The 26,317-nt window shown below is 59.9% G+C and carries 18 protein-coding genes and 5 tRNA genes; 2 read left to right on the top strand and 21 right to left on the bottom strand.

Annotated features, from left to right (window positions below; translation table 11 throughout):
* Positions 1-38: 38 nt before the first annotated feature.
* Complete coding sequence (locus tag ACYQ3S_RS11610) at positions 39-329, bottom strand: hypothetical protein (RefSeq protein WP_459689281.1); 291 nt, start codon at positions 327-329, stop codon at positions 39-41.
* Between ACYQ3S_RS11610 and ACYQ3S_RS11605 the strand changes: the two genes are divergently transcribed.
* Both ACYQ3S_RS11605 and ACYQ3S_RS11600 read left to right on the top strand, forming a co-directional pair.
* A complete protein-coding gene (locus ACYQ3S_RS11605; RefSeq protein ID WP_459689279.1) occupies positions 292-8,781 on the top strand; it encodes an InlB B-repeat-containing protein in 8,490 nt (2,829 codons plus the stop codon). The genes ACYQ3S_RS11610 and ACYQ3S_RS11605 overlap by 38 nt on opposite strands.
* A 241-nt stretch (positions 8,782-9,022) precedes the next feature.
* Complete coding sequence (locus ACYQ3S_RS11600; protein WP_459689278.1) at positions 9,023-9,871, top strand: tyrosine-type recombinase/integrase; 849 nt, start codon at positions 9,023-9,025, stop codon at positions 9,869-9,871.
* A 227-nt stretch (positions 9,872-10,098) separates the two neighbouring features.
* Here ACYQ3S_RS11600 and ACYQ3S_RS11595 read toward each other — a convergent pair.
* The 20 genes from ACYQ3S_RS11595 to ACYQ3S_RS11500 form a co-directional block, all read right to left on the bottom strand.
* Positions 10,099-10,174: transfer RNA gene (locus ACYQ3S_RS11595), tRNA-Lys, on the bottom strand.
* A gap of 14 nt (positions 10,175-10,188) precedes the next feature.
* Positions 10,189-10,263, bottom strand: a tRNA-Gln gene (locus ACYQ3S_RS11590).
* Positions 10,264-10,341: 78 nt separating this feature from the next.
* A tRNA-His gene (locus ACYQ3S_RS11585) sits at positions 10,342-10,418 on the bottom strand.
* 27 nt (positions 10,419-10,445) lie between these two features.
* Positions 10,446-10,522 (bottom strand) — tRNA-Arg (locus ACYQ3S_RS11580).
* A 33-nt stretch (positions 10,523-10,555) separates the two neighbouring features.
* Positions 10,556-10,629 (bottom strand) — tRNA-Gly (locus ACYQ3S_RS11575).
* Positions 10,630-10,762: 133 nt separating this feature from the next.
* A complete protein-coding gene (locus ACYQ3S_RS11570) occupies positions 10,763-12,154 on the bottom strand; it encodes a DUF4179 domain-containing protein (RefSeq protein WP_459689276.1) in 1,392 nt (463 codons plus the stop codon).
* A 3-nt stretch (positions 12,155-12,157) separates the two neighbouring features.
* Complete coding sequence (locus ACYQ3S_RS11565; RefSeq protein ID WP_459689275.1) at positions 12,158-12,655, bottom strand: RNA polymerase sigma factor; 498 nt, start codon at positions 12,653-12,655, stop codon at positions 12,158-12,160.
* Between the two features lie 150 nt (positions 12,656-12,805).
* Positions 12,806-15,106 (bottom strand): ATP-dependent Clp protease ATP-binding subunit, encoded by a 2,301-nt coding sequence (locus tag ACYQ3S_RS11560; protein WP_459689273.1) that lies wholly within the window; start codon positions 15,104-15,106, stop codon positions 12,806-12,808.
* Positions 15,107-15,142: 36 nt separating this feature from the next.
* A complete protein-coding gene (locus ACYQ3S_RS11555) occupies positions 15,143-15,760 on the bottom strand; it encodes a CvpA family protein (RefSeq protein WP_459689271.1) in 618 nt (205 codons plus the stop codon).
* Positions 15,750-17,012, bottom strand: coding sequence for a DUF5711 family protein (locus tag ACYQ3S_RS11550; RefSeq protein WP_459689270.1), 1,263 nt, complete (start codon positions 17,010-17,012; stop codon positions 15,750-15,752). Before ACYQ3S_RS11550 ends, ACYQ3S_RS11555 begins: the two co-directional genes overlap by 11 nt.
* Before the next feature lie 98 nt (positions 17,013-17,110).
* Positions 17,111-17,881: a tRNA pseudouridine(38-40) synthase TruA gene (gene truA, locus ACYQ3S_RS11545; protein ID WP_459689268.1), complete on the bottom strand. Its 771-nt coding sequence runs from the start codon at positions 17,879-17,881 to the stop codon at positions 17,111-17,113.
* The gene (locus ACYQ3S_RS11540; protein ID WP_459689266.1) at positions 17,878-18,690 is read right to left on the bottom strand and encodes an energy-coupling factor transporter transmembrane component T family protein; all 813 of its coding nucleotides are present in this window, start codon (positions 18,688-18,690) and stop codon (positions 17,878-17,880) included. Before ACYQ3S_RS11540 ends, truA begins: the two co-directional genes overlap by 4 nt.
* A complete protein-coding gene (locus ACYQ3S_RS11535; RefSeq protein ID WP_459689265.1) occupies positions 18,690-19,559 on the bottom strand; it encodes an energy-coupling factor transporter ATPase in 870 nt (289 codons plus the stop codon). Before ACYQ3S_RS11535 ends, ACYQ3S_RS11540 begins: the two co-directional genes overlap by 1 nt.
* A gap of 61 nt (positions 19,560-19,620) precedes the next feature.
* On the bottom strand, positions 19,621-20,469 hold the full coding sequence (locus tag ACYQ3S_RS11530) for an energy-coupling factor transporter ATPase (RefSeq protein ID WP_459689263.1): 849 nt from the start codon (positions 20,467-20,469) through the stop codon (positions 19,621-19,623).
* Between the two features lie 21 nt (positions 20,470-20,490).
* Complete coding sequence (locus ACYQ3S_RS11525) at positions 20,491-20,640, bottom strand: hypothetical protein (RefSeq protein ID WP_459689262.1); 150 nt, start codon at positions 20,638-20,640, stop codon at positions 20,491-20,493.
* 67 nt (positions 20,641-20,707) lie between these two features.
* Positions 20,708-21,574, bottom strand: a complete 867-nt coding sequence (locus tag ACYQ3S_RS11520; protein WP_459689261.1) for a class I SAM-dependent methyltransferase — start codon at positions 21,572-21,574, stop codon at positions 20,708-20,710.
* Between the two features lie 214 nt (positions 21,575-21,788).
* Positions 21,789-23,138, bottom strand: a complete 1,350-nt coding sequence (locus tag ACYQ3S_RS11515) for an MATE family efflux transporter (protein WP_459689259.1) — start codon at positions 23,136-23,138, stop codon at positions 21,789-21,791.
* A 62-nt stretch (positions 23,139-23,200) separates the two neighbouring features.
* Entirely contained in the window at positions 23,201-23,632 is a 432-nt protein-coding gene (locus ACYQ3S_RS11510) for a MarR family winged helix-turn-helix transcriptional regulator (RefSeq protein WP_459689258.1), read from the bottom strand.
* A gap of 79 nt (positions 23,633-23,711) precedes the next feature.
* Positions 23,712-25,652, bottom strand: a complete 1,941-nt coding sequence (locus tag ACYQ3S_RS11505) for a YgiQ family radical SAM protein (RefSeq protein WP_459689257.1) — start codon at positions 25,650-25,652, stop codon at positions 23,712-23,714.
* A 302-nt stretch (positions 25,653-25,954) separates the two neighbouring features.
* The gene (locus ACYQ3S_RS11500) at positions 25,955-26,200 is read right to left on the bottom strand and encodes an IreB family regulatory phosphoprotein (protein ID WP_031475480.1); all 246 of its coding nucleotides are present in this window, start codon (positions 26,198-26,200) and stop codon (positions 25,955-25,957) included.
* Positions 26,201-26,317 lie beyond the last annotated feature (117 nt).

Below are 26,317 nucleotides of genomic sequence, written 5' to 3'. Positions count from 1 at the left end.
TTAAAATCTCAGCTTAGTAATCCGCAACAGATTACCCTTTAGGCACATAATTCGGTTTTAGGAAAAGGGAGAGCGTGAATCAGTCCGGCCGAACAGCAGTCATGGATACCAGCGGCATCACTGAAATATCCTTTGCGCTCCCCTTTTTCCCTCCTGAAGGTGCTGTGCGGAAAATCACCTAAAAACGTCTCTAAAAAGATGGATAAATATAACGCGGAAATGGTCGAAAACGAAAGGTTGGCGGCTTCTTTTTGCGTTTTATGGAAAAGAATATGCAAAGGAGGAAAGCGAATGACGAGACGCTTATTTTGTAAGCGTTTGCTGAGCATGTTTATGGCCCTGGTCATCGTGTTCGGCATGTTCCCCGCACTGGGGACTACGGCGTTTGCGGCTGACGAGACGACTGCTTCGGATATTGCAACGGCATATCCGTCCGGCGTGGCGTACAGCGTGACCGCACGCGTCGATGAAAGCGTTGGCTTACGAGGCACGGTAACCATCACGCCGGCAGGCGGCAATGCCATAACAGGTATCAGCCCGCTGGATGTGAAAATCCGTGACGGGCAGCAGGTTACCGGCGATACCATGCAGGTAGCGGTTCAGGCCGCGGAAAAATACCGTTTCACGGGCGGCAAAATCGTGGCGCTCGCGCAGGTGGAACACAAGGATAAAACCGTAGACGCGTATCAGCACGTTACCGAGTTCACCGGTGCGTCCACCACTTATACCATACCGAAATTCGGCGCGTATACCGAAAGCGGCGATACGGTAACGGTAGAAATCACGGCCTATGCGGATTTTACCTATCAGGAACCGCAGGCGGACATTACGGTTAATGTAAGCGATGGCAGCATTACCGGAAACGATACAAGCGGTGTGACCAAAAGCGGCGATACCATTCGGATTGATCCAGCGGCGCTGAACGGCAAGGTTGTTAAGATCACTGGCGAGATGATTGGCACGTCATCAAACCAGGTTATCATAACATCAAGCGCGAAAGGCGTGGAGGCAAGCCGCAGAGCAGACATTATTTTGGATGATGTCCTCATGCTGCCGGTTACCGGTACAACCAAAGAAAATTACAAGACGCACCTGAGAAGTTCGCCAGCTAGTAGAGTATCGGTATTTGTGGCTGCCGCAGGCAATACAAACAGGCAGTCCAGTTCTTTCAAGACTGTAAGCGCGCCGATTGCGATTGCGGATGCGGATGTTCATATGACGCTGACAGGCTCCAACATACTGTCCAACAATTCAAGCTATTATGACAGCGGCAGTGTAAATCAGTCAGCTATTATGGTTGATGCAACCGCGAGCCTGGTAATCACGGATAAGTCCACGGGCAATTTGTTTGCGCAGGGTGGCGGCTGCTCCGCGGCGATCGGTTCGTCAGGCACGCAGCCGAGCGGCTTCGTAGAGATCGATGGCGGTACAATACAGGCGTATTCCGCGTTTTCTCAGCATTCGTATGCCGGCATCGGTAACGGCGGCCATTACACTTCCACTGACCCCGGCACGCGCGGCTTTGTCATGAACGGCGGCGATGTGGAGGCTATTGGCTTCCATTATGGCATCGGCGGCAACGGTGGACAGAACATGACCAGCGGCAGCTATGATTCAGATGTCGGCCGGCAGTATATTAATGTTACAGGCGGCACACTGCTCAGCGAGGCGTCTGCAGGTTCGCAGGGCGCAACACTTGGTTGGGCGTATAATAACGACGAGCATGTAGTCCGCATCGGCCGGATCGGAGACAATGACAGTGATTTGTCTGTCACGGCCGTGAACTGGGGCTATGGCGCAGCAATCTCCGGCCGCATGAATTTCTATTCCGGTACGACCGCCGCGTATTCCGGAGAATACGCAGCGGCAATCGGCGGCAACGGTCTCAGCAATGCGGTTGTGGCTAACCCGAGCGAAACGAATGCACAGCAGGGTACTTCGGCAATCACAGGTACGCAGCTTTGTGTATATGGCGGTAATATTACAGCTGTTGCGGGTGCGTTCGAGCAAGAGGGGTATGGCACCTCGCCGTCTACCTGGCGTGGAATCTCGGGGAACCGATCAGATTCTAACGCGATCAATACCATACCGATACTGAAGGGTGAGGTAGGTTACGGCGCAGCGATTGGCGGCGCGAATACCAAGAGCGGCGGTAGCGCGACCTACCTGTTTGGCGGCGCCATGGATGTGCAGTCCAGCCTGTATGGTGCAGGCATCGGCGGTGGCGGTGGATACGGCAGCAACGCAGCAGGCGGCGGCGGTACGACCCGTTTCGGCAGCCTGACCGACCTCTCCAGCGCAAATGCGAAAGCTGTTGATATGAAGGTAAAGGTGAACAGTTCCGTCTATGGCGCAGGCATCGGCGGCGGCGGCTCGCAGTCAGGCAGCGGCGGCGACGGCGGCGATGGACTGTATATCAGCACCAAAACCACGCCGCCATCCGTCGGAGCGAACACGTTCAGCTTTGAGATCAATTCCGGCAAATATGGCGCGGGTATTGGCGGCGGCGGCTCGCAGAGCGGCGCCGGCGGCTCGGGCGCGAAGGAATTGACTATCGACGGCGGCAACTTTTCGATTGTCTCGGGCGGTACGACCAGCGATAACGCGAATTATGGCGCGGGTATCGGCGGCGGCGGTTCCGAGAGCGGCGCCGCGGGCAACGGCCCCACCACGGCGCGGTTGAACGGCGGCTACTTTACGATCAATTCCAAGGGCTACGGCTCGGCGATCGGCGGCGGCGGCACGAATACGGGTACGGCTGGCGGCTGCGGCACGGTTTATGTGACCGGCGGCACCATCACTGCGACGAACAGCTCCGGCAATATCCAGCTCCGCGGCCTGGGCGGCGGCGCGGCCGCAAGTGCGAGCGGTACTTCCAGGGTAGAGGATGGTAATGTCATCATCATTGGCGGCAACGTGTATACGGATGCTGGCACGGAGATCCCGAACAGCAACAACGGCCAGTATGTATGGACGCGCCCGAACAATGCAAACCTGCCCAGCGCGAGCAACTCGTATACCGATCCGGACAACTGGGATGGCACGGTTCCGACGATTACCGGCACGCAGGACCAGTTGAGCCAGACGACCACTGGCCGTTATCAGGAGATTACCGGTATTCCGGCAACCCGTATCGGCCAGCAGGTGTACCAGATACAGTACAGTTTCCCCGCGGCAAACGGAACCACGGGCTCCTTCTTTGACTATGGCACGGAGGATACCTTTGTGACTAAGGGCGAGGATGGGAACGGCGCGATGGCGGTATGGGTACCCTCCGGCTATCGCCTGACGTATGACCTGAATCCGCAGGCCGGCCAGACGGTGACCGAGCAGAACGGCTATCAGGTCGGCGACAGCTCTGAGTGGGCGTCCGGCACCATAGCGCTGATTTTCCCTGAGGATCAGGGCAAGCCCAGTTATGTTTCCAAGGGACAGACGGTGTATCTTGTGCAGCAGGATACCCGGATCACAGAGGAGTTGACCCTGGGTAACGACCCGAATAAGCCGATCAGCGGCATCTATCAGGGTAAGTCCTACGCCACGGGTGGCGGGACGATCTATCGCAGCCTGCTTGAGCATCCGGATGTGGTCAAGGAAAATGACTGCGGTTCGGTAGGTACGGGCAAGGTTTCCACGCCGGTCGTATTCGCCGGTTGGTCTGCGGAAAAAGAAGAGCGCATTTTTGACGTACACCAGGGCTATTACCCCAAGTTCATCGACAGCGTGGACTTTACCACCGCCGACCAGACGGTTTATGCGGTATGGGGCTACGATGAAAACGGCAACGGCATTGCGGACATCGTGGAACAGAACCTGGAAATGAGGTACGACGCAAACGGCGGCATCGGCGCACCGACCAAGGTGGAGCAGGGCATCCCCGGCGCGACGTACACCATTGACAGCAAGGAGCCGACCCATGATGATTACATCTTTGTTGGTTGGAGCCTGACCAGACCGAACAGCGCTGTTACGGCAACCAATAAGGATGATACCGGTATGGCGAATGCCGGCGACAACTATAAGGATATTCTGGCGGACCTGTATATCTACAATGGGCAGAAGAGCTTCGGCTCCGGCGGTGTAGTGACAGGTAAGAAAACGATCGAACAGCAGACGGGCAATATGACCCTGTATGCTGTTTGGGCGGCGGATAGCAACAGTAATAATGTGCCGGACTTCCTGGAGTCGCTGTATACGATCACCTTTACCAATGCGTTGAGCGGCCTGACCGGTGTGACGATGCCCGCGAAGGTGGAGAATCTGCTGCAATACGATAAGGTGAACGTAGGCGGCACTGCGCCGAGCGGTACTGCAACGGCGAACGGTGTTTCCATGCTGTTTGGCGGCTGGACGACGGATCGGACCTTTGCTGAGAAATCCTACGGTTATCCGGACCAGACCGGCGGCATCTCGCGCGCGGAGCTGGAGAAAAAGCTGGTCAGCGAGGTCGTGATCGGGACAGCGGACGTTGCGCTGTATCCGGTATGGCTGGAGGATAAGGGCGGCGATGGTACGCCGGATATCGACCAGAGCGGCGAAAAGCTGACCTATCAGGATACCGCAGGCCTGGTAAGCGCGACCGATCTGCCGGAGGATACCAACCTGTATTACGCAGGCGTAACGCTGGCCGGCGCGAAGCCGAAGCTCCAATACGGCGAGACGGTAATGAAGGCTTCCGGCTACATGTTTATGGGCTGGACGACGGACGCCTCCAAGGGAATCAAGTACGAAAGCACGGATAAGGCGCTGTACGAAGCGAATTTTGTAACCGTAAACGATGCGCCGACCGAGCCGACCGACCTGTATAATAAGAGCTGGAATGGGGAGGATATTACTTTCCCGACCGGCGGGTCACTGTATGCGGTTTGGGCTGCGGACAGCAATAACGACGGTTCACCGGACTGGGATGCGACCGACAGCGACAAGGGACTGAGGGTGTACTACAACTCCGGCCTGAAGCAGCTGCAGCTCGCCGGCGCGGAGTTGGACCAGGAATCGATGCCGTTTAAGGACAAGAAGCTGCAGCAGACCGGTCCGAGCGGCGTGGAAGAGCTGACGACTTACGACGATAACACAGGCGCCGGCTACAATACCGGTGATACGGTCGCGCTCGACCCGACAGTGCCGGTCGTCACGCCGTCTGGCAAGCAGTATGTATTCCTGGGCTGGAGCCCGCTGTTCTGGGAACAGACCATCTTCAACAAGGATGACTTCGGCGCGTTCAAGAACCATCTGGACCTGATCTATGATATCAAGAAAGGCCAGAATGTGAGCGGGAAGAACGAGTTCGGCAATACGGGCAAGCCATATATCTCCGAAAAGGACGCGGGTACGACCCTGGGCGGTCCAGTGAGCACGCGCAGCACGTTCTACTCGCTGAAAGGCGGCGACGTGAGACAGACCGCGTTGATTTCGGACTGGTCCGCCTATGCCGGCGAGGGCCTGCTGGAGTCGGTGACCCAGGCCTCGATCGACTGGAAAAACAATACGGCGTCCAAGAATGACGGCACATATGAAACGACCTCCTGGACCGTATATCCGCTCTGGGGCATCGATGAAAACGGCAACGGCCTGCCGGATATGTTTGAAACCAGATATAACCTGCATTATGAAGGCAATGGGACGGGCGTGCTCAACGTACCGTATGACGAAGCCTGGCTGCCGGGTCAGAACGCAATGCTGAAGGATGAGCGCGATGGCGTAAAGATTTCCCGAAATGACGCTGCCGTCAGCCCGAATCCGCTGGTGTTCATTGGCTGGACAACTGAGCCTCCCGAAAGCAAGGGCGGCAGTCTGAAGGACCATTACGAGGAAAGCGATAAGGCGGCGCTGCAGCAGGTTGCGCTGATCGATAATGTCACTTTCGGCGGTTTTGATATTACGGTTTATGCCGTATGGGGCGTTGACGCGGATGGCAACGGCAAGCCTGATGTGAAGGAGGACGAGTATACCCTTCACTATATGGCGAATACCAACCGCATCAGCGCGGATGGCAGTCCGGCGTTCAAGTCTGAAAAGCATCAGTACCAGGACGTTGTGACGCTGGACTATACCAACAAGCCGACAGACGGCAACTATATTTTCCTGTATTGGACAGAGGAGACCGGCAATAACCTGGGTTACATCTGGAAGGGCAGCGACGACCTGGCCGACCTGCCGGATAAGTGCGAACAGGTCACTTTCAACAGCGGGGATATCAGCGTTTACGCCGTATGGGGCGAGGACACGGACAATAACGGCATACCGGATATCTATGAGAAAGATTACCACCTGTACTATGATGCAAACGGCGGCAGCAACCCGCCGGTAGACAACACCAATTACAAGTGGGGCGACACCGCGTATCTCAACACGGTGGCCGCAGGTATGACGCCGCCGCAGCCGGACTATGTGCTGATCGGCTGGACCACGGCGGATAAGAGCTCGTATCCCTCTGTTTACAAGGGCGGCGATACAACGCCGCTGCCGACGCTTCTGCTGCAGGTCAAGTTTGAGACCAAGGATATCACAGTCAACGCGGTCTGGGGCGAGGACAGCAACGGCAATGGCGCGCCCGATATCCAGGAGGGAAAATATAAGCTGGCGTTCGACCTGAACGGCGGTACCGACCCCGACGGCACGAACTTCGGCAGCCAGTTCCTGAATGAAAAGGTGCAGATCAGCCTGCCCGCAGCGTCACCGGTCAAGGCAGGGGAGACCTTCCAGGGGTGGAGCGACGGCGCCAGCCTCTATCAGCCCGGCGACCGCTTCACGATGCCGGCGAAGAATGTGACGCTGGTCGCCCAGTGGAGCGGCACGACCCCGCCCGTGACCCAGCATACGGTTTCCTATGATGGGAACGGAGGCTCCGGTTCGATGACCGATCCGAACAGCCCGTATAACGATGGGGATACGGTCACCGTGCTGGCAAGCAGCTTTACCGCACCCGCCGGCAAGATGTTTACTGGCTGGAACACGCAGGCGGATGGCATGGGTACGCCCTATGCGGCGGGAGATACCTTTGTGATCCGTGCCAATACCACGCTGTACGCACAGTGGGATTCCGCGACGGTCAACCTGATGTATGATGTCAATGGCGGCACCGCCTCCAGCGGCACCACGGTGGCTGACCCAGGTAATCCGCACAACAACGGCGCCTCGATAACCGTAATGGATATCAATGATCCGGCGCTCGGCTTCACCGCGTCTGCTGGAAAGAAGTTCTTGCATTGGAACACGAGAGCGGACGGCACGGGCCTGATTTACCTGCCGAACGAGACCTTTGTTCTCACGGCGGATACTACGCTGTACGCCCAGTGGAAGGATTATGACGGTGTGACCGAGACCTGGCGGGTCAGCTACGATGGCAACGGTGCGATCAGCGGTTCGACGGTGGATCCGCAGGCGTATCACACCGGCGACAACGCGACGGTACAGAAGAGCGGCTTTACCGCGCCGGCCGGCAGCGTGTTCGACTGCTGGAATACCAAACGCGATGGCAGCGGCACAGACTATGCGCCGGAAGACACGATTTCGAACATTTCTTCGGATATCGTGCTGTACGCACAGTGGAAGCAGGCGGTGCGGGTGACCTACCACGCTAATGGAGGTTCCGGCAGCATGGCGGACCCGAACAGCCCCTATGCGGTAGGCGCCGCAGTAAAGGTGCTGGCAAACGGCTTTACCGCGCCTTCCGGCAAGAAGTTTGACAGCTGGAACACCAAGCCGGATGGTACCGGCACGTCCTATGCGGCGGGCGCTGTCTTTACCATCGCCGCAGATACCGACCTTTACGCACGCTGGAAGACTGACAGCAGTTCCGGCGGCTCCGGCGGCAGCTCTGGCGGCGGCAGCTCCAGCGGCGGCGGAGGCGGCGGAGGCGGCTCCGTCACCAAGTATCCGATCAATGTCCGGCCCTCCGGCGACGGTTCGGCCAGCTCGAATAAGGATGAAGCCGCAGCCGGCGAAAAGGTGACCATCACAACGGATGGCACGGTGGAAAAGATTACGGTTACCGACGAGAATGGCAAACAGGTAACAGTAACCGATAAGGGCAATGGGGAGTACACCTTTACAATGCCCTCTGCTGGAGTTACCGTAAATGTAAAGTTTGAAGACAAGGAAGAACCGACGATGCCCGAGATTACGGATCCGGATGAAACCGGTATTTCGGCTGTGCTGAATACTAAGGATCATATGGCCTATATGCAGGGCGATCCAGCGGGCACGTTCCGTCCGTCCAGCAATATCACCCGTGCGGAGGTAGCAACGATCTTCTACCGTCTGCTGCTGGACAAGAACGTTGAGCAGCAGGGACGCTTTACTGACGTGGCGTCCGGCCAGTGGTATCATGACGCGATCGCGACGCTTGCGGGTAAGGGCATCATCAATGGCTACAATGATGGAACTTTCCGGCCGAACAACGCGATCACCCGCGCGGAGTTTGCCGCCATTGCGACACGCTTTGCAAAGGCAAACAATTCGGGCAGCCTGTCGTTCAGCGATGTTTCGGCAAGCGCATGGTACTATAAGTCCGTGCTTACTGCGGTAAATTACGGCTGGATCAACGGCTATTCCGATGGCACGTTCCGTCCGGATCAGCCAATTCTGCGCGCGGAGGCGGCAAAAATCGTCAACTATATGCTGGGCCGTATCGCGGACCGCAGCGCTGTTGACAGCGGTGCCGGCAGGAACTTCCCGGATGTTACCAAGAGCCATTGGGCGTTCTATGAGATCGCTGAGGCGACGACCGAGCACGAATATACCAGGGAATCCAACACCGTGGAGGAGAACTGGAAGTAATCGGGTCGTGGCTTTCCCTGAGGATAGGAAAAGCTGTGCCCCAGCGTTGACTTAGCCCAACGCAATGAAAAGCGGGGGCCGTCTGCTTTGGATGGCCCTCCGCTTTTATAAAAAAGAGAAAAAGCCAATAGAAAGTATGGATGCGTGGATAAGACTGTGATGCGGATGCAAAGCTGTGTCTGTTCCGTGTGCAGGCCGCTACTGCTGCATTGCGATGCAAGAGGAGAGGATAGAGCAGAACATGAGCTTAAAAGGGGAAGCATTGGATTTCCAAGAGCGGCAAACAGAAGCGGCGCAGGGCGTAATCGTTACTCAGGAACAGATCAAGCAATATTTGGAGCAGCAGCGCCGGACGGGGCTGGCGGAAGAGAGCCTGAAAGGGTACCGGCGCAACCTGATGCTGTTGTATACCGCGCTGCCAGAGGATAAATGCCTGCAAAAAGGCACGCTGCGGCAATGGCGGGACAGAATGCTGGAACAGGGTGTCGCGCCGCGCACAATAAATACGCGGATATCCGTGGCAAACAATTTTCTGGCCTATTTGGACAGGCGGGAGTTTCAGCTTCCAAGGCAGTTAACAGCAGAGGAGCCGGTCCATCCGGAGATGAGTCGGAACGAGTATCTCCGCCTGCTGCAGACTGCGCGGCTGTTGGGACAGCAACGCACATATTTGCTGATCAAACTGTTTGTTACGACGGGGCTGTACATACAGGAACTGCCCAAAGTGACGGTAGAGGCTGTGGGGCAGGGCGGCGTTACGCTGTCGTCCAAGAGCGCGGCCAGATGGATACCGTTCCCTGTCTGCCTGCGGAAAGAATTGCTGGACTATGCAGAGAAAAATGGCATCCGATCTGGCGCGATATTTATCACGCGGACAGGGAAATGCATTGGACGGAGCACGGCGAATTGCCAGATCCGGCGTATATGCCATGACGCCCGGGTGCCGCAGCAAAAGGGGAATCCGCGCTGCCTGAGAAGACTGTATCAGTCGACATTAACGGAACTCAAAGCGAATGTCATAATGCTGATGGAGCAGGCGTACGATCAGCTATTGGAGACTGAACAGGTCGCTATCGGTTGGATAGAGTGAGAACGGTTCAAGTTTGGGGCTATTTTTGGATACAGAAAACGCGCAGACGGCAATGCATCGTCTGCGCGTTTTCACAAAATAAACAGGCTGTGGAGCATGGCTTCCAATAGGGTTAGGAGCTGCGCACAGAATGAGATTTTGCACAACGGAGCTTCGTCTTCTATTGCGAAAAAGTTTATAAAACAAAATAGCCTGCATAATCGGGCGACTATGCAGGCTATTTGTCGTGGTGATCCAGCGGGGATTCGAACCCCGGACACCCTGCTTAAAAGGCAGGTGCTCTGCCGACTGAGCTACTGGATCGTATGAAGTTGAAATGGCAGGGACGGCTGGATTCGAACCAGCGAATGTCGGCGTCAAAGGCCGATGCCTTACCGCTTGGCGACGCCCCTGTATTCGGCTGGGTTGCATGGAGCCGGTCCTTATACTTATAACGCGCTGCATCAAGCAGCGCGTCACAAGGTTTCATATGGGGTGGGTAAAGGGACTCGAACCCTCGACCCTCGGAACCACAATCCGATGCTCTAACCAACTGAGCTATACCCACCATATAAACTGTAGTCAACTGGAGAGATGGCACGCCAGGAGGGATTCGAACCCCCGGCCTACTGCTTAGAAGGCAGTTGCTCTATCCGGCTGAGCTACTGGCGCATATCAATTCCAGCCCGCGCATGGGAAAGGAAATGGAGCGGGTGATGGGAATCGAACCCACGTGTTCAGCTTGGAAGGCTGACATTCTACCATTGAACTACACCCGCGGGTTTTTCTGACGCTTAAATAGTATACCAATTATCAGCGATTTTGTCAATACTATTTTCTGCATCTTTTTTCATATCGTGCGGCAGCACAATAAAAGAGCCTCTTTTGAGGCTCTTTTATTGTGTATGGCTTTTACTGCAGATCGATCGTGACGGCCTGCTCTTCGAGCAGATCCATATCGTCGTCCGGCTGCCAGAAGGACACGCCGGCGACTCTGGCAAGCTCCTCTGCGGTTATGCCGGGGTAATACAGGGTGGCGATGATGTTCCCAGTCTCACGGTCGGTGTAGCTGTCAAAGTAAGCGTTATGGTTGAACGCCAGACGGTTCCCGTCCGCGTCGGTCAGGCTGAACTGACCGTTTTCCTGCCAGGTCACGCCGCGGGTGGAGAAGGTGGCGACCGCCTTGTCCGCGCCGATCTCCAGCGTTTCGAGCGTCAGGCCGTTTCGACCCGCGTCGGTCAGCGGCAGCGCGTCCAGCGCGCCCTGTACCTCGTGGTAGTGATAGCTCCATTTGAACGGGATAATTGTGACCGACTTTGTCGTTTCATCCGCGCCGATGAATTCGAACTGGTTGACCGACCGGCCGAATCCGCTGGCGGTCAGCCCGCCGCCGATGAGGGGCAGATAATTGCCCTTGTTGTCGCGCAGGACGAAGCTGTCCCACGGCATATTGTCGCCGGATACGCGTTCGCTGAGCGTGATGGACGAGCTGAGCGGGGAGACCGACACACGCTCGATGCGCGGGGTGCGTTCTATCGTATAGGGATTGCCCATCTCATCCGTATGGGAGAGGCGTACAGTGAAGTCCTGCTTTGGCTCGACCGTCAGGCTGTCCACCGTGCTCTTGTCGACTGCCAGTGCAAATTGGAAATCCCCATCCTCTGGGCTATTGACGACGTCGCCGGTGTACAGCAGCAGGTCAAACTGGTTGGGCAGTGCTTCCTTGAGTGCCAGCCGGTGCATGCCTTTTAGCGTGCAGTCGTCAACGAAATAGGCCTCGTTGTCGATCGATCCGCTGGTATCCAGCATTTTGCCATCCACCATGGCCAGGAATATGGGCGAGGACCACTTGGCCAGCCAGCTTTCCGGCTCGTCGCCCTCCAGCCGCTCGAGTGGGGCTTCGCCCGTCATGGTGTAGAAAACGGTCATATAGCTGTCGTCCACCGCGATGTTGTCGATGGTCAGCGTCACGCCGTTCACAGTCTGGCTCGCGCCGACCGCGGCGTTGTAGGCTTCATATTGTGCCTGGTCGGCGGCGTATTCCGAACTGCCGCTCCCGCTGAAGTAGTCGATCGCGTTCCGCGTCATTTCCAGCATGGCGGGCGCGGCCGCCGAAGCGCCCACGACCAGCGCCGCTGCCGCGGCGATGCACACGGCCATGCGGAGCGGGCGGCGCTTTTTCGTGGGCTGTGTTGTCCGTGCGGGCAGAGTATCGAGCAGCGCGTCCATACGGCTGTCAAAGCCGTCGGGCGTGGGGCAGTCCTCCCGCGCGGCGCGCGCTTTCAGTTTTTCGTCAAACGTCATGGTCTATTCCTCCTCTAACAGCGTGCGCAGACGGCTCCTTGCGCGGGAAAGGCGGCTGCGCACCGTGCCTTCGCGCACGCCGAGCGTTTTGGCGATCTCGGCGGTGGTCATATCTTCGTAATAGAACAGCACGGTCGCGATCCGATGATCCTCCGGCAGACGGCAGACCGCGTCCCACAGGCCGAGGTCGTGCCGGTCCTCCGCACCGCCCGCGAGCGGCTCGAGGTCGTCGGTATAGGTCACGCGCGCGCCCTTGCGGCGATGCTCGTAGGCGCAGTTGACCGTGATCTTGATGAGCCAGCCCTTGAGCGCCCGTTCCTCACGCAGCCGCCCGAAGGCCTGCCACGCGCGTAAGGTCGCTTCGCTGACCGCGTCCTCCGCGTCCGCGTCGCTGTCGAGCAGGGCGCGCGCCGCGCGGTACATAGCGTGCCGGTGTGCGGTCACTGCAGCGGCAAACCGCTCGCGCGCATCCTCCTGCATACCAGTTAATATCATTTCCATCGTTTCACCTCGTCTCCGTTGTCCGGACACTATTAAGATGCACCGCAGGCGCGGTTTGTTCCCCGGAAAGAAGGGATTTTTTCAGCGTTTGCACGGGATGCAAAAACAGCCGGACGGAAGCGCCGTCCGGCTGTCGTTTTTTTGAGGGGGTCAGATAGTATCCAGTACCAGCTTCCCGTCCGCGGCGTGCAGGTATGCGCCGGAAAGCGGGCGCTCGCCTGTGACGATCGCGGTCGCAAGCGGGTTCTCGATCTCCTTTTCGATCAGGCGGCGCAGGTTGCGCGCGCCGAACTTGAGGGAGAACGACTTTTCGGTCAGGTAGTCGAGCAGCGTGTCGTCCCAGGTCAGGCGAAGCTGCCTGCCCGCCAGCGTATCGCGCAGCTCGCCCAGCATAATGGTGGCGATGCGGCGGAAATCGGCGTTTGTGAGCTGGTTGAACGCAATGATCTCGTCGATACGGTTGAGGAATTCGGGGCGCATGATATCCTCCAGCGCCTTCATCGCGCGCTCCTTGCTCTGCTGGGATACCGTGCGGCCGAAGCCCGCGGGCGTGCCGCCGGTCGCGGAGCCGGCGTTCGAGGTCATGACGATCACCGTGTTTTCAAAACTCACCACGCGGCCCTGCGCGTCGGTCAGGCGGCCGTCGTCAAGGATCTGCAGCAGGGCGTTGAGCACATCGGGGTGCGCTTTTTCGATCTCGTCGAACAGCACGACCGAGTACGGGCGGCGGCGGATCTTTTCGGTCAGCTGTCCGGCCTCGTCATAGCCGACATAGCCCGGGGGCGAACCGATCAGGCGGGAAACCGTGTGCTTTTCCATATATTCCGACATATCCAGCCGCACCAGCGCGTCCGGCGAGTCGAACAGGTCGAGCGCGAGCTGTTTGACCAGCTCGGTTTTGCCCACGCCGGTCGGCCCGACAAACAGGAAGGACGCGGGCTTGCGCTTGGGGCTGATGCCCGCGCGCGAGCGGCGGATGGACGCGCAGACCGCGTCCACGGCCTCGTCCTGGCCGATCACATGCGATTTGAGACGGCTCTCCATATCCCGCAGCCGCGCGGATTCCTGCGCTGCAACCTTGGAGGCCGGAATGCCGGTCCAGATCTCAATGACTGAGGCGAGGAGCTGCTCGTCAACCGCCGGGGCGGGCTGGGTCAGCAGCTCGTGCAGCCGGCCCTCCACCTGCAGCAGACGCTGGCGGCAGGCGGCGATGCGGGCGTAGGTGTCCTCCTGCTCGGTGCGCGCGCTGGACTGGGTCAGCAGGTCGAGCTGGGTCTGCAGGCTTTCCAGCTCCGCCTGGAGCGCGGGGATTTCGGAAAGCTGCGGGGAGTCCAGATTGAGGCGCGAGCAGGCTTCGTCGATCAGGTCAATGGCCTTGTCGGGCAGGAAACGGTCGGTGATATAGCGCTCGCTCATCTCGGCGGCGCGGCGGCACATCTCGTCGGACACGGTCACGCCGTGGAAGGTTTCGTAATAGGTGCGGATGCCCTTGAGGATTTCGGTGGTTTCCGCGACCGACGGCTCGCCGATATACACCGGCTGGAAGCGGCGCTCGAGCGCGGCGTCCTTTTCAATATACTTGCGATATTCCTTGAGTGTGGTCGCGCCGATAACCTGGATATCGCCGCGCGCGAGCGCGGGCTTGAGGATGTTTGCCGCGTTCATCGAGCCTTCGGAATCCCCCGCGCCGACGATGTTATGCACCTCGTCGATCACCAGGATGATGTTGCCGAGCTTTTTCACCTCGTCGATCAGGCCTTTCATGCGGCTCTCAAACTGCCCGCGGAACTGCGTACCCGCGACGAGCGCGGTCAGATCGAGCAGGTGGATCTCCTTGTTCCGCATCTTGAACGGCACCTTGCCCTCGTTGATGCGCACCGCCAGCCCTTCGGCCACGGCGGTCTTGCCCACGCCGGGCTCGCCGATCAGGCAGGGGTTGTTCTTCTGGCGGCGGTTGAGGATCTGGATCACACGGTCGGTTTCGCGGTCGCGGCCGACGATATGGTCGATGCGGCCCTCGGCAGCCTTGCGCGTCAGGTTTTCACAGTAGTTGTTCAGGTATTTGCGCTTTTTATCCTCGCGCGGGGGCGCCTGGGTGCGCGTGCGCGCGCTGTCGCGCAGCGGCGTCTGCGGCGGCAGAGGCGAAGCGGGGGAGGACGGGACCGGCGCCGCAGGGTCGGTTTCATGCGGCGCGTCGTCGTCCGACCCGTCCGAGCCGGCAGGCACCAGGTCGTTCAGGTCGGACAGCGAGCCGATCTCGCCCGAAAGGGCCTCGAGGTCGTCCTCGGTGATGCCCATTTGCTCCATGATATTGTCGAGCGGCTTGACGCCCAGCTCGCGCGCGCATTTCAGGCACAGGCCCTCCTGGGTCGTTTTGTCCGGCCCTTCGATCTTGGTGATGAAGACGACCGCGATATTTTTTTTGCATCGCGAGCACATTGGCATGTTCATAATGTGAAATCTCCTTTTCGGAAGTAGGGGGCGCGGTTAGATCGCCACCGGCAGTATATCCATCAGTTTTGCCAGCAGCAGGGTATTTGACACCCGCTCAGGTGAAAGACAGCCGAGCGAGGAGTAGGTGATGGGGAAAAACCACTCGATGCCGAGCAGCAGCAGGGCAACCAGCACAAGGCCGGTCACGGCGCCGACAATGCCGCCGGCGAGCGAATCCAGAATGCCGAGCGGCGTCAGGTGGGCGATAAAGTGCAGGCTTTTGGCCGCAAAGCTGATGATCCAGCCGAACAGGATCGCGCACAGCAGAAGCAGCAGCAGAAAAGCGATGCTTTCGGCCATGCTGGTCGCGGCCTCGGTCACGGTTTGGCGCAGTCCGTCGAGCAGACCGGCGGCCTCGCCCAGCGCGGCCTGGTTTTGAAAAATATCGCCCACAATGGGGGTTACGACCCACTTGGCAACAATCGGGGCGGCGGCGCGCGCGGCAAAGAACGCCGCGGCCAGGGCAATGAGCTTGCCGACCAGGCCGTACAGCGAGCCGAAGAAGCCGCGCCGGAAGCCCAGAACCATACAGATCAGCACCACTGCGAGAATGACGAGGTCCGGCAGGTTGAGCAGCCCCTTGAGCAGGTCTAACAATAGATCAGCTTGCATGGGAGATATCCTCGGATTGTTCAGAATGCGCGGTAAACAGCCGCGTGTTTTTGGCGTACAGGGCGAACAGGGTGCCGTCGTCCGTCAGCAGCACACGGCGCGCGCCGACAGCCTCGCTGTTATGCCAGAGCGGGGCGGCGCTGCTGTCATATACCGATACGCCGGAGGAGGTGAGCACGGCAAAGCCCGCGTTTGACAGGGAGACCGCGGACGGCTCCTCGGGCAGGGAGAAGGGGCCGTTCAGTACGCCGTCCTCCTGTACGGTATACAGGTCGCTGCGCGCGCCGCCGGAATAGGAGCGGGTGGCGAGCACCACCGCGCCGTTCTGCATGGAAAAGGCGAGCAGGTCGCTGGAAACAAAGGTCAGTACATGCTCGGCCCCGCCTTTCCGGTCGGCCAGGTAAAGCCCGTCATCCGCCAGGATGGCGGCTGTGCCGTTGGACAGGAAGCGGACGTCGATGCCGAGCGTCCCCTCCAGCACCGCATCCGCAGCCAGCTCGCCGCTGGAAACGGTGTAAAGCAGCAGGTGGGAGTCGAGCATGACCCCGTCCTGCCGGAAGGCCAGCGCGGCGAGCGTTTTGCCATCCGGCGAGAGCGCGGCCGATACGATATAGTATTCCGAGGATTGGTATTTGAAAACCTCTTTGCCGCTGGTATCATATACGGCCGCCGCGGTGCGGTAGCCCTGCTCGTCTGTAACGAGCGCAAAATGGCCGTTTTCGGCAATGCTGCCGGTGATGATCGGGGAGGTCAGCTCCAGCTCCGCAGCAGCGGAGACCGAATTGGTCAGCACGGCTTTCGTGCCGCCGCGGTCAAAGGCGAGAACGTAATCGTCGCAGGCCTCCACCACGGGGGCGGTATAGCCGAGCGTCTGCCGCAGCGTTACCAGGCCGCCGGGCTTGGCAAGGAACAGGGAATCGCTGTCCGCATAGGCCAGACCGGATTCAAACAGCGCCGCATCGGAAAACGAGCCGTTTTCATAGGCGATTGTGGTCGCGTCGCCCTCATGCTCCCGCAGGCCCGCGATTGCGTAGCTGGCAAGGCTTTGGATGGAAGCGGGCGTGAAAAGCCGGTAATTGGAAAGCAGGAACAGGAAAACCGCGATCACAAGCAGCCAGCCGCAGGCGGTGCGCAGCGTGGTGACAATGCGCACACGGATATCCTTGCTTTCGAGCAGCAGCCTGCGCCGTTCTTTTTTGGAGGACGGGAAACGGATGATATTTTGTTTTGTTTTCCTGGTCTTTTGGGTCAAATGCTTCCGCCTCCTCATTGTATCGCGTTTTGGGGATAAAAATGTGAATAAAAATTAAATTATCGGGCGTATATGGAACGGGCCGCATAAAAACGGGTTCAGCTTCCGAGCTGGAATGGGTCGAGCGCGGGGGTATGCTCGTACCACAGGCGGTTCATGAACAGCCCGTTCGCGGGCAGGGTGGGACCGGCCTGCTCTCGGTCGCCCGACCGCAGGATCGCGGTGACGTCGTCCGGCGTCAGCTTTCCGCCGCCCACATAGGCCAGCGTGCCTGCGATGGCGCGCACCATGTTGTACAGGAACCCGTCGCCGCAGACGCGGATGCGGATGAGCTCGCCCACCGGCTCAACCTCGCACCAGAACACGGTGCGCACCGTGCTTTTGACCGGCGTACCCTGGCTGCGCACGGCAGCGAAGTCCTGCCTGCCGACAAAGCGCTGCGCGCCCTGCTGCATTTTCGCAAGGTCGAGCGGGTAGTGGTAGCGGTAGGCGTAGCGGGCATGGAACGGGTCGCGCAGGGCCGAGGGATAGATATAGTACGCATATTCCTTTTTGGTGCAGTCAAAGCGGGCGTCGAACGCCTCCGGAACGGCGGCCGCGCCGGAAACCGCGATATCATCGGGCAGGAAGCTGTTCAGCGCATAGGGCAGGCGCGCCATCGGGATGGTGCAGTCCGCCCGAAAGCTTGCGACATACCGGCGCGCATGCACGCCGGAGTCCGTGCGCCCCACGCCGGAAACATGCGCCTTCTGGCCGAGCAGACGGAAGACCGCGGTTTCCATGCTCTCCTGGATGGAGGGGCCGTTTTTCTGAATCTGCCAGCCGTTGTAGTTCGTCCCGTCATAGGAGAGGACAAGCGCGATGTTCATAGGCCGTACCGCCCCAGCGCGATCACCGCGCCGATCACAACCGCGAAAATAACGCACGCGCAGATATCCACGCGTTCGATATGGAGCTGCTTCATGCGCGTGCGCCCCACATCGCCGCGGTACAGGCGGCACTCCATCGCAGTGGCCAGCTCGTCCGCGCGGCGGAACGCTGAGATGAACAGCGGCACCAGAATGGGGATCATCGCCCTGGCGCGCTGGATCAGGTTGCCGGAATCAAAATCCGCGCCGCGCGCCTTCTGGGCGGAAATGATCTTTTCGGTCTCCTCGATCAGCGTCGGGATGAAGCGCAGCGCGATCGACATCATCATGGAAAGCTCATGCACGGGCGCGTGCAGCTTTTTCAGCGGCGAGAGCAGGCGCTCCAGCCCGTCGGTCAACTGGATGGGGGAGGTGGTATAAGTCAGCATGGAGGTCGCGATGATGAGCAGCATCAGGCGCAACACCATGAAGAACGCGACCTTGACGCCCTCCCAGGAGATATGCAGGAAGCCCCACTGCCACAGATATTCGCCCGTGGCGCTGGGCGTGTAGAACAGGTTGAGCACCGCGGTGAACGCGATGATGAACAGGACCGGCCGCAGCCCGCGCACGACAAGACGAGGCGAAATGCCGGAAATGCCGATGACCACGGCAAGGAAAGCGATCACGACCGCATAGGAAACCGGACCGCCCGCCAGGAACAGTGCGATGATGAACACGACCGTCAATACGATTTTAACGCGCGGGTCGAGCCGGTGTACCGCGCTGTCGCCGGGGAAAAACTGGCCGATGGTAATGTCCTTGAGCATCAGTGCGCCGCCTCCTTCCGCTTGCAGGCGCGCAGCGCTTCCAGGGCCTGCGCGACGGTGAATACCGAGGTGTCCACGGCATGCCCGCGTTTCTTCAGCTCGAGCATGACCTTGGTAATCATGGGGATGTCGAGACCGGCCGCGACGATCTCCTCCGCGTGGGAGAATACCTCGCGCGGGGTGTCGCAGAACAGGACCTTCGCGTGGTTCATCACGAGCAGGCGGTCGGCCAGACGGGCGATGTCCTCCATGGAGTGTGAAACGATCAGCACGGTCGCGCCGGACTGGTCGTGGTACCGCTTGACAAGGCCGAGGATCTCATCCCGTCCGGCAGGGTCGAGGCCGGCGGTCGGCTCGTCCAGCACGAGCACGTCCGGACGCATGGCAATTACGCCCGCGATGGCGACGCGGCGCTTCTGGCCGCCGGACAGCGCGAACGGGGACTGGTCGGCAAGGCCGGCGTCCAGCCCGACCGCGGCCATGGATTCGCGCACGCGCTCGTCGACCTCCTCCTGCGGCAGCTTCATGTTGGTCGGACCGTAGGCGATATCTCGGGCGATCGTCTCCTCGAAAAGCTGGTATTCCGGATACTGGAACACCAGGCCGACGCGGAAACGGGTTTCGCGCGCGCATTTGCCCTTTTCGTTCCAGATGGGCTGTCCATCCAGCAGTACCTCGCCCGAGGCGGGCCTCAGAAGGCCGTTGAAATGCTGGATCAGGGTGGACTTGCCCGAACCGGTGTGGCCGATCACGCCGAGGATCTCGCCCTTTTGTATTTTCAGGTCAACATGGTCGAGCGCGGTGCGCTCAAAGGGGGTGCCTGCCCCGTAAACGTAGGTCAGGCCCCGTGTTTCAAGAATCGTTGACAATGGGTTCTCCTCCCATATGGATTGATGTGCGGGGGTGAAAGGCGTGCGGCGCGCCCGGCCGCTATGCCAGATACTGTTCCAGGGTATCCGCGCATTCACCGATGGAAAGCGCGTCGATCGGCAAGGCTTCGCCGTCCTGCCGGTCGAGGCTGTACAGCACCTCAATGGTCTGCGGCACGGTGAGCGACGCGGCGCGCAGCGTGTCCACCTGCGTAAAGATTTCGCGCGGCGTACCGTCCATCAGCACGTTTCCCTGATGCATGACCACCACGCGCTGCGCCTGCACGGCCTCGTCCATGTGGTGCGTGATCAGGATGACCGTGATGCCGTACTGGCGGTTCAGCTCGCGCACGACCGCCATGACCTCGCGCCGCCCCTGCGGGTCGAGCATGGCGGTGGGCTCGTCAAGCACCACGCAGCGCGGCATCATGGCAATCACGCCCGCGATGGCCACGCGCTGCTTCTGCCCGCCGGACAGGCGGTGCGGCGCCTGCTTGCGGTATTCGTACATGCCGACCGCGCGGAGCGCCTCGTCCACCCGTTTGCGGATCTCGGCGGGCGGCACGCCCATGTTTTCGAGCGCGAACGCAACGTCCTCCTCCACGACCGTGGCGACAAGCTGGTTGTCCGGATTCTGGAACACCATGGAGACGGTCTTTCGCACCTCATAGGTGTTGCTCTCGTCCCGCGTGTCCATCATATCGACATAGCACACGCCGCCCGTCGGCAGACGGATGGCGTTGAAGCAGCCCGCGAGGGTGGACTTGCCCGAGCCGTTATGCCCCAGCACGGCGACGAATTCGCCGCGCTTGATCGAAAGGTCCACGCCCTTCAGAACGGGTACGGAAAGCTGTCCCTCCTCCGCGGGATAGGCGTATTGCAGGTTTTCTGTTTTGATGATCTCGGACATAGCTTTTCATCCTTAAAACAATCAGAATTTCGGGCGGTTGGACTCATTGTTCGCGTCCTTGACCGCCTTTTTAATGACAAAATACAGCGCGGTCAGAAAAACTGCCGCGTTAAAGATACGCGGGATACTAATGATTAGAAAACCCAGTAAATGGTTTGCTATAAATTCCATTGTCAAATCAAATGCCTCCTGTCAGGAAACAGTTCGTATTTTTACACGCTGGATACAGCCGTATCCGTTATTCCGCCGCAATAAACCGCGCGCTCGACCCGCACGGCAATACCAGTCCGGTCGCTTCGACCGGCAGGCCAAGCTCCTGCGCCTCGATGCGTCCCGCGGCGCGTTTGGCCGCCGTGATGCCGAGCAGATAGGCCATGACGGACGGAGCCAGTCCGGTGGAATAGCTGGAAATCAGCACAAACAGCGGCTTGTCCGACAATACGTTCATCGTCATTGCGACAAACTCGGCCACGTCCTCCTCGATCTTCCAGGTCTCGCCCGAGGGGCCGCGCCCGTAGCTCGGCGGGTCCATGATGACCGCGTCGTATTTGCGGCCGCGCCGGATCTCACGCTGGACGAATTTTTTGCAGTCGTCCACGATCCAGCGGATCGGGCGGTTGGAAAGGCCAGAGGAGGCCGCGTTCTCGCGCGCCCACTGGACCATCCCCTTGGAGGCGTCCACATGGCAGACCGATGCGCCCGCCGCCGCGGCCGCGAGCGTCGCGCCGCCCGTGTAGGCGAACAGGTTGAGTACGTTGACCGGCCGGCCCGCGTTCCGCACCATGCGGTCAATGAAATCCCAGTTGGCGGCCTGCTCGGGGAACAGGCCGGTATGCTTGAAGCTCATGGGCTTGAGCTGGAACGTCAGCTCGCGGTAGCGGATGGCCCACTGCTCGGGCAGGCTGCGGATTTCCCACCTGCCGCCGCCCGCGTTCGAACGGTGGTAGATGGCGTTGGGCCTGTCCCACGCGCGGCAGGACGCCTCGCGCGGCCAGATGGCCTGCGGGTCCGGCCGCACCAGCACTTGACTGCCCCAGCGTTCGGCCTTTTCGCCGCCGCCGCAGTCAAGCACAGCGTAATCCTTCCAATTGTCCGCAATCCACATAAACACATTCCTCGTTTGGTGAGAGATTTACACAATTTATCAGTATCTATTCTAACACCAAAAAGCGGGCGGCGCAATGCAAAAGAAATCCCGCCGGAGGGGCGGGTTTTTATGAAAAACGGCGAAAACGGGCTGTGTACGCCGCCCGCAGCGCCGGAAAAGCAAACCGGACTGCGACCGCAGTCCGGTTTTGAGAAAGACGGGACAGGCGGGGTCAGGCGGTCTGCGCCTGCCGCGCCAGCCTGCGCGTGATGATTACGAACATCGCCACCGACATGACCACGGAGAACAGGTCGGCGATCGGCTGGGTGAAGATGATGCCGTCCAGCCCGAGCAGGGCGTTGAACAGGAACAGGCAGGGGACGAACACGAAGCCCTGCCGGCTGACCGCCAGCGCCAGCGACGCGGCCGCGCGCCCCATGGCCTGCAGGGCATTCTGCAGCACGAACAGGACACCGAGCACGGGCGCGGACACCATCAGCGCGCGCAGCATGGGTACGCCCGCCTGGATCACGTCCGCGTCGTTGATGAACACCGAGATGATGCGGTCCGCGGCGAAGTAGTAGGCCACGGTCAGGACCGCGCCCATCACCGTGGTGCAGACGACCGAGAAATTGACAACCCCGCGCAGGCGTTTGATGTTGACCGCGCCGTAAGCGTAGCCGATCAGCGGCTGCACGCCCATCGCCAGGCCGAGCTGCACAAATACCACCAGCATGTTGGCCTTCATCGCCACGCCCATGCCCGCCACCGCGTTATCCCCGTAGGCGGCGAGGAAGTTGTTGAGCAGGATATTGGTCAGGCTCATCAGGATGTTGTTGAGCGAGGCGGGCAGGCCGATGGCCACGACGCTGCCGATCACGCCGCGCACGGCAAAATCGCGCGGGCGGATGGAGAGCACGGTCCTGCCGCGCAGGAAGTAGCACAGGTAAAAAACGCAGGCGCAGATGTTGCCGATCACGGTGGCGATGGCGGCGCCGGCCACGCCCCAATCCAGCGACAGGATCATGATGGGGTCGAGGATGATGTTTACCACCGTGCCGATCATGTTGCCGACCATCGAGGCGGTCGCCGCGCCCTCGCCGCGGATCAGGTTGCAGAACGCATTGGCAAAGATGATGAACGGCGCGCCGAGCGAGATCCAGAACAGATAATCCCACGCATAGCCCACCGTGTTCGCGCTCGTGCCGATGACCGACAGGATGAACGGCATCGCGGCCAGGAATACGAAGATCATCACCACGCCCAGCGCAAGCGAGCCGTAGCAGCAGAATGCGCAGGCCTGTTTGGCGCGCCCGCCCTCGCCCGCGCCCAGCAGGCGCGAGATGAGCGACGAGCCGCCGATGCCGAACATGTTGCCCAGCGCCATCAGGATGAGGAACACCGGCGTGGCGACCGATACCGCAGCCACCTGGTTCGCGTCTCCGGTCTGGCCGACGAAAAAGGTGTCCACCATGTTGTACAGCACCACGACCAGCATGCTCAGCATGGTCGGCACGGCCATCTGTGCAACCGCCTTGGGGATGGGCGCGTCGCGGAATACCGTATCGTTATTTTTGCTCATATCATTACCTCCTGTAATCTCGATAAATAAGTAGCACGCTACATAAATAAGCGAAAAAATGCTTAAGGATCGCACACATTGTGGTAGACGCGCGCCAGATACTGCCCGAGCTGCGCCAGCTCCGCGTCGGAAAAGCCGCGCACGGCGCGTGCGTCCATGCGGAGGCGCGTCTGTTCCATCACGCGGCGCACCTCGTCGTAGCGTTCGGTCAGCCGGAGCACGCGGCAGCGGTGGTCGCGCGGGGAGACCGCGCTGGTCAGGAAGCCCTTGTCCTCCAGTCGCCGCACCAGCCCGACCACGGTCGGGTGCTTGAGCCGGAAATGCCGCGCGATATCCTGCAGGGTGGTTTCCTCCCCGCCGCGCTGGTCGAGGAACAGCAGCACGTCGCTCTGCGCCAGCGTCAGCCCGAGCGGGCGCAGCACCGCATCTGCCTGCGCGCTGAAATGAATATTGATCATTTTCAGATACTCGCCCGGGAACGGGAACTGCGGCATGGCGATACCTCCCTGAAATAAGTAGCTTGCTATGTAATTATAGGAAAACACCGGCCGTTTGTCAACGGCCGGTGTGGATTTATTTTTTGCGCTTGGCCTTGGCCCAGCCCTTCTTTTTGGGTGCGGCGGGACGCCCTGCCCCCGTGCGGGAGGGCGCACGGCCGGCCGCGGCCTTTTTCGCCGGGGCGGAGGGCTTTTTCGCCGCCGCAGGCGGCTGCTCGCCGCGGTGCGGGCGGATCAGACAGCCTTTGCCGTAGCCGATCAGGTCCTCGCGCCCGGCTTTTTTGAGCGCCGCCAGCACGATCGGCCGCTTGTCCGGCCGCCGCCACTGGAGCAGCGCGCGCTGCATGGCCTTTTCCTCGGGCGTTTTGGCCACATAGACCGGCTGCATCGTGCGCGGGTCAAGTCCGGTGTAGTACATCGCGGTCGAGAGCGTACCCGGGGTGGGGTAGAAGTCCTGCACCTGCTCGGGCATATAGCCGACCCTGTTCAGGTATTCCGCCAGCAGGATCGCGTCGTCCAGCGTCGCGCCCGGGTGGGAGCTCATCAGATAGGGGACCAGATACTGCTTGCGGCCCAGCTTCTGGTTGATGCGGGCGTACCGCTCGCGGAACTGTTCGTATACAGAAAATGATGGTTTGCCCATATAATACAAAGCGTTATCACTCATATGCTCGGGCGCAACCTTGAGCTGGCCCGAGATATGGTGCTCGACCAGCTCGCGGAAAAACGTGTCGTTGCGGTCGGCCATCATGTAGTCATAGCGCAGGCCGCTGCGCACGAATACCTTTTTAACGCCGTCAAGCTGGCGCAGTTCGCGCAGCAGCCCCAGATAATCCGTGTGGTCGGCTTCGAGGTTTTGGCACGCGGACGGGAACAGGCAGCGCTTGTTTTTGCACAGGCCGTGCTCCTCCTGCTGCTTGCAGGCAGGGAAGCGGAAATTCGCGGTCGGCCCGCCGACGTCGTGGAGGTAGCCCTTGAAGCCGGGCATCTGCACGATCTGTTTGGCTTCCGCGATCACGCTCTCGTGGCTGCGCGCCTGGATGTACCGCCCCTGATGGAAAGCGAGCGCGCAGAAGTTGCACGCGCCGAAGCAGCCGCGGTTGTGGATGATGGAGAACTGCACCTCCTGAATCGCGGGTACGCCGCCCAGCGTCTCATAAGACGGGTGGTAGGCGCGCATATAAGGCAGGGCGTACACATGGTCCATCTCCGCGGTGGTCAGCGGGAGGGAGGGCGGGTTCTGGATCATCACGCGCCTGCCGTGGCGCTGTAAAATCGCCCTGCCGCGCACATGGTCCTGCTCGTCGTACTGCGTTTTGACCGAGCGGGCGTAGTCCGCCTTGCGCGCGCACACATCCTCGTAGGAGGGGCATTCAACCGCGTCGAACGCCAGACCCTCCGCATCGTGCGCCAGATAGGCCGTGCCGCGCACGCCCACGCAGGCGTCCGCGCCCTTTTTGCCGTGCTTCAGGTTACGCGCCAGCTCGAGCACCGAGCGCTCGCTCATGCCGTACATCAGCCCGTCTGCGCCCGTGGACTCCAAAATGGAGGGCATCACGCGGTCGGCCCAGTAATCATAGTGCGCAAAGCGGCGCAGGCTGGCTTCGATGCCGCCGAGGTAGACCGGCACCTCCGGAAACGCGCGCCGCGCAAGCATGGCGTAAACGGTCACCGCGCGGTCGGGGCGCTTGCCCGCCCTGCCGCCGGGAGTGTAGGCGTCGTCCGAGCGGCGCTTTTTGGCCGCGGTGTAGTGCGCAACCATGGAGTCGATGTTGCCGCCGTTGATGAGCACCGCGTAGCGCGGCCGTCCCATGGCGAGGAAGTCGCGCTCGTCGCGGAAATCCGGCTGGCTGAGGATGGCGACCCTGTAGCCCGCGTCCTCGAGCACACGCGAAATGATCGCGGTGCCGAACGAGGGGTGGTCGACATAGGCGTCGCCGGTGACGAGCAGGAAGTCGCAGTAGAACCAGCCGCGTTCCTGCATATCCTGTTTGGAAATCGGGAGAAAACCGTTCATAAATCCCCTTTCGCTTTGCAAAGCGTGAAAAGACGTGTATCATAGAAGGAAGCGGTCCGGCAAGACGAAAAAGCGGTTGGCCACGCTCCTGCAGAGAAGGTGGTTTTTATGGAGAGTGTGCGGCAGATTATTTTGCTGCTGCTCCTTCTTGAAATCGTCAAGACCATAAAAAAATAACCGCCCCCGACCAAGGTTTGCGGTTATTTTTCAAAATAGCGTAAAACGCGGGTCAACCGTCTTTGCCGGGCTGCCCTTTTCTATTTTCATTATAACGGATTTGCACCGTTTGTCAAGCCCATCCCTCAGTTGTCGAGGTAGAACTGCACCAGCTCCTGCATCAGCTCGTCGCGGTCGATCTTGCAGATCAGGCTGCGCGCGTTATTGTGGTTGGTGATGTACGTCGGGTCCTCGGAGAGGAGATAGCCTACGATCTGGTTGATCGGGTTATAACCCTTCTCCTTCAGCGCGTCATATACTGCGGTCAGCGTGCGCTTCATCTCCTTGTTGGACTCGTCTACAAGGCTGAATTTTCTTGTGCCGTCAAGCATGTCTGTCTCCTTTCCGATCCTACCGGTTGGTTTTTGCTATAAACAGCATAATACAAAACAACGGAAAAGTAAAGCCCTTATCGGCCGAAAGGGGGGCGAAATCTTTTTCCAACCCTG

It is taken from the genome of Agathobaculum sp. TL06, from assembly GCF_054658635.1.
Note: the sequence above shows the minus strand (reverse complement) of the source record. Positions and strands in the feature narration are given on the sequence as shown.

What these genes read in the sequence shown, in the direction of transcription:
- ACYQ3S_RS11525 (WP_459689262.1), bottom strand. Translation starts at nt 20,640, where the DNA reads ATGGAATTTATAGCAAACCATTTACTGGGTTTTCTAATCATTAGTATC.
- ACYQ3S_RS11610 (WP_459689281.1), bottom strand. Translation starts at nt 329, where the DNA reads ATGCTCAGCAAACGCTTACAAAATAAGCGTCTCGTCATTCGCTTTCCT.
- ACYQ3S_RS11520 (WP_459689261.1), bottom strand. Translation starts at nt 21,574, where the DNA reads ATGTGGATTGCGGACAATTGGAAGGATTACGCTGTGCTTGACTGCGGC.
- ACYQ3S_RS11510 (WP_459689258.1), bottom strand. Translation starts at nt 23,632, where the DNA reads ATGCCGCAGTTCCCGTTCCCGGGCGAGTATCTGAAAATGATCAATATT.
- ACYQ3S_RS11500 (WP_031475480.1), bottom strand. Translation starts at nt 26,200, where the DNA reads ATGCTTGACGGCACAAGAAAATTCAGCCTTGTAGACGAGTCCAACAAG.
- truA (WP_459689268.1), bottom strand. Translation starts at nt 17,881, where the DNA reads ATGAACATCGCGCTTGTCCTCTCCTATGACGGGACGAACTACAACGGC.
- ACYQ3S_RS11555 (WP_459689271.1), bottom strand. Translation starts at nt 15,760, where the DNA reads ATGCAAGCTGATCTATTGTTAGACCTGCTCAAGGGGCTGCTCAACCTG.
- ACYQ3S_RS11560 (WP_459689273.1), bottom strand. Translation starts at nt 15,106, where the DNA reads ATGAACATGCCAATGTGCTCGCGATGCAAAAAAAATATCGCGGTCGTC.
- ACYQ3S_RS11505 (WP_459689257.1), bottom strand. Translation starts at nt 25,652, where the DNA reads ATGAACGGTTTTCTCCCGATTTCCAAACAGGATATGCAGGAACGCGGC.
- ACYQ3S_RS11605 (WP_459689279.1), top strand. Translation starts at nt 292, where the DNA reads ATGACGAGACGCTTATTTTGTAAGCGTTTGCTGAGCATGTTTATGGCC.
- ACYQ3S_RS11515 (WP_459689259.1), bottom strand. Translation starts at nt 23,138, where the DNA reads ATGAGCAAAAATAACGATACGGTATTCCGCGACGCGCCCATCCCCAAG.
- ACYQ3S_RS11540 (WP_459689266.1), bottom strand. Translation starts at nt 18,690, where the DNA reads ATGCTCAAGGACATTACCATCGGCCAGTTTTTCCCCGGCGACAGCGCG.
- ACYQ3S_RS11600 (WP_459689278.1), top strand. Translation starts at nt 9,023, where the DNA reads ATGAGCTTAAAAGGGGAAGCATTGGATTTCCAAGAGCGGCAAACAGAA.
- ACYQ3S_RS11570 (WP_459689276.1), bottom strand. Translation starts at nt 12,154, where the DNA reads ATGACGTTTGACGAAAAACTGAAAGCGCGCGCCGCGCGGGAGGACTGC.
- ACYQ3S_RS11530 (WP_459689263.1), bottom strand. Translation starts at nt 20,469, where the DNA reads ATGTCCGAGATCATCAAAACAGAAAACCTGCAATACGCCTATCCCGCG.
- ACYQ3S_RS11565 (WP_459689275.1), bottom strand. Translation starts at nt 12,655, where the DNA reads ATGGAAATGATATTAACTGGTATGCAGGAGGATGCGCGCGAGCGGTTT.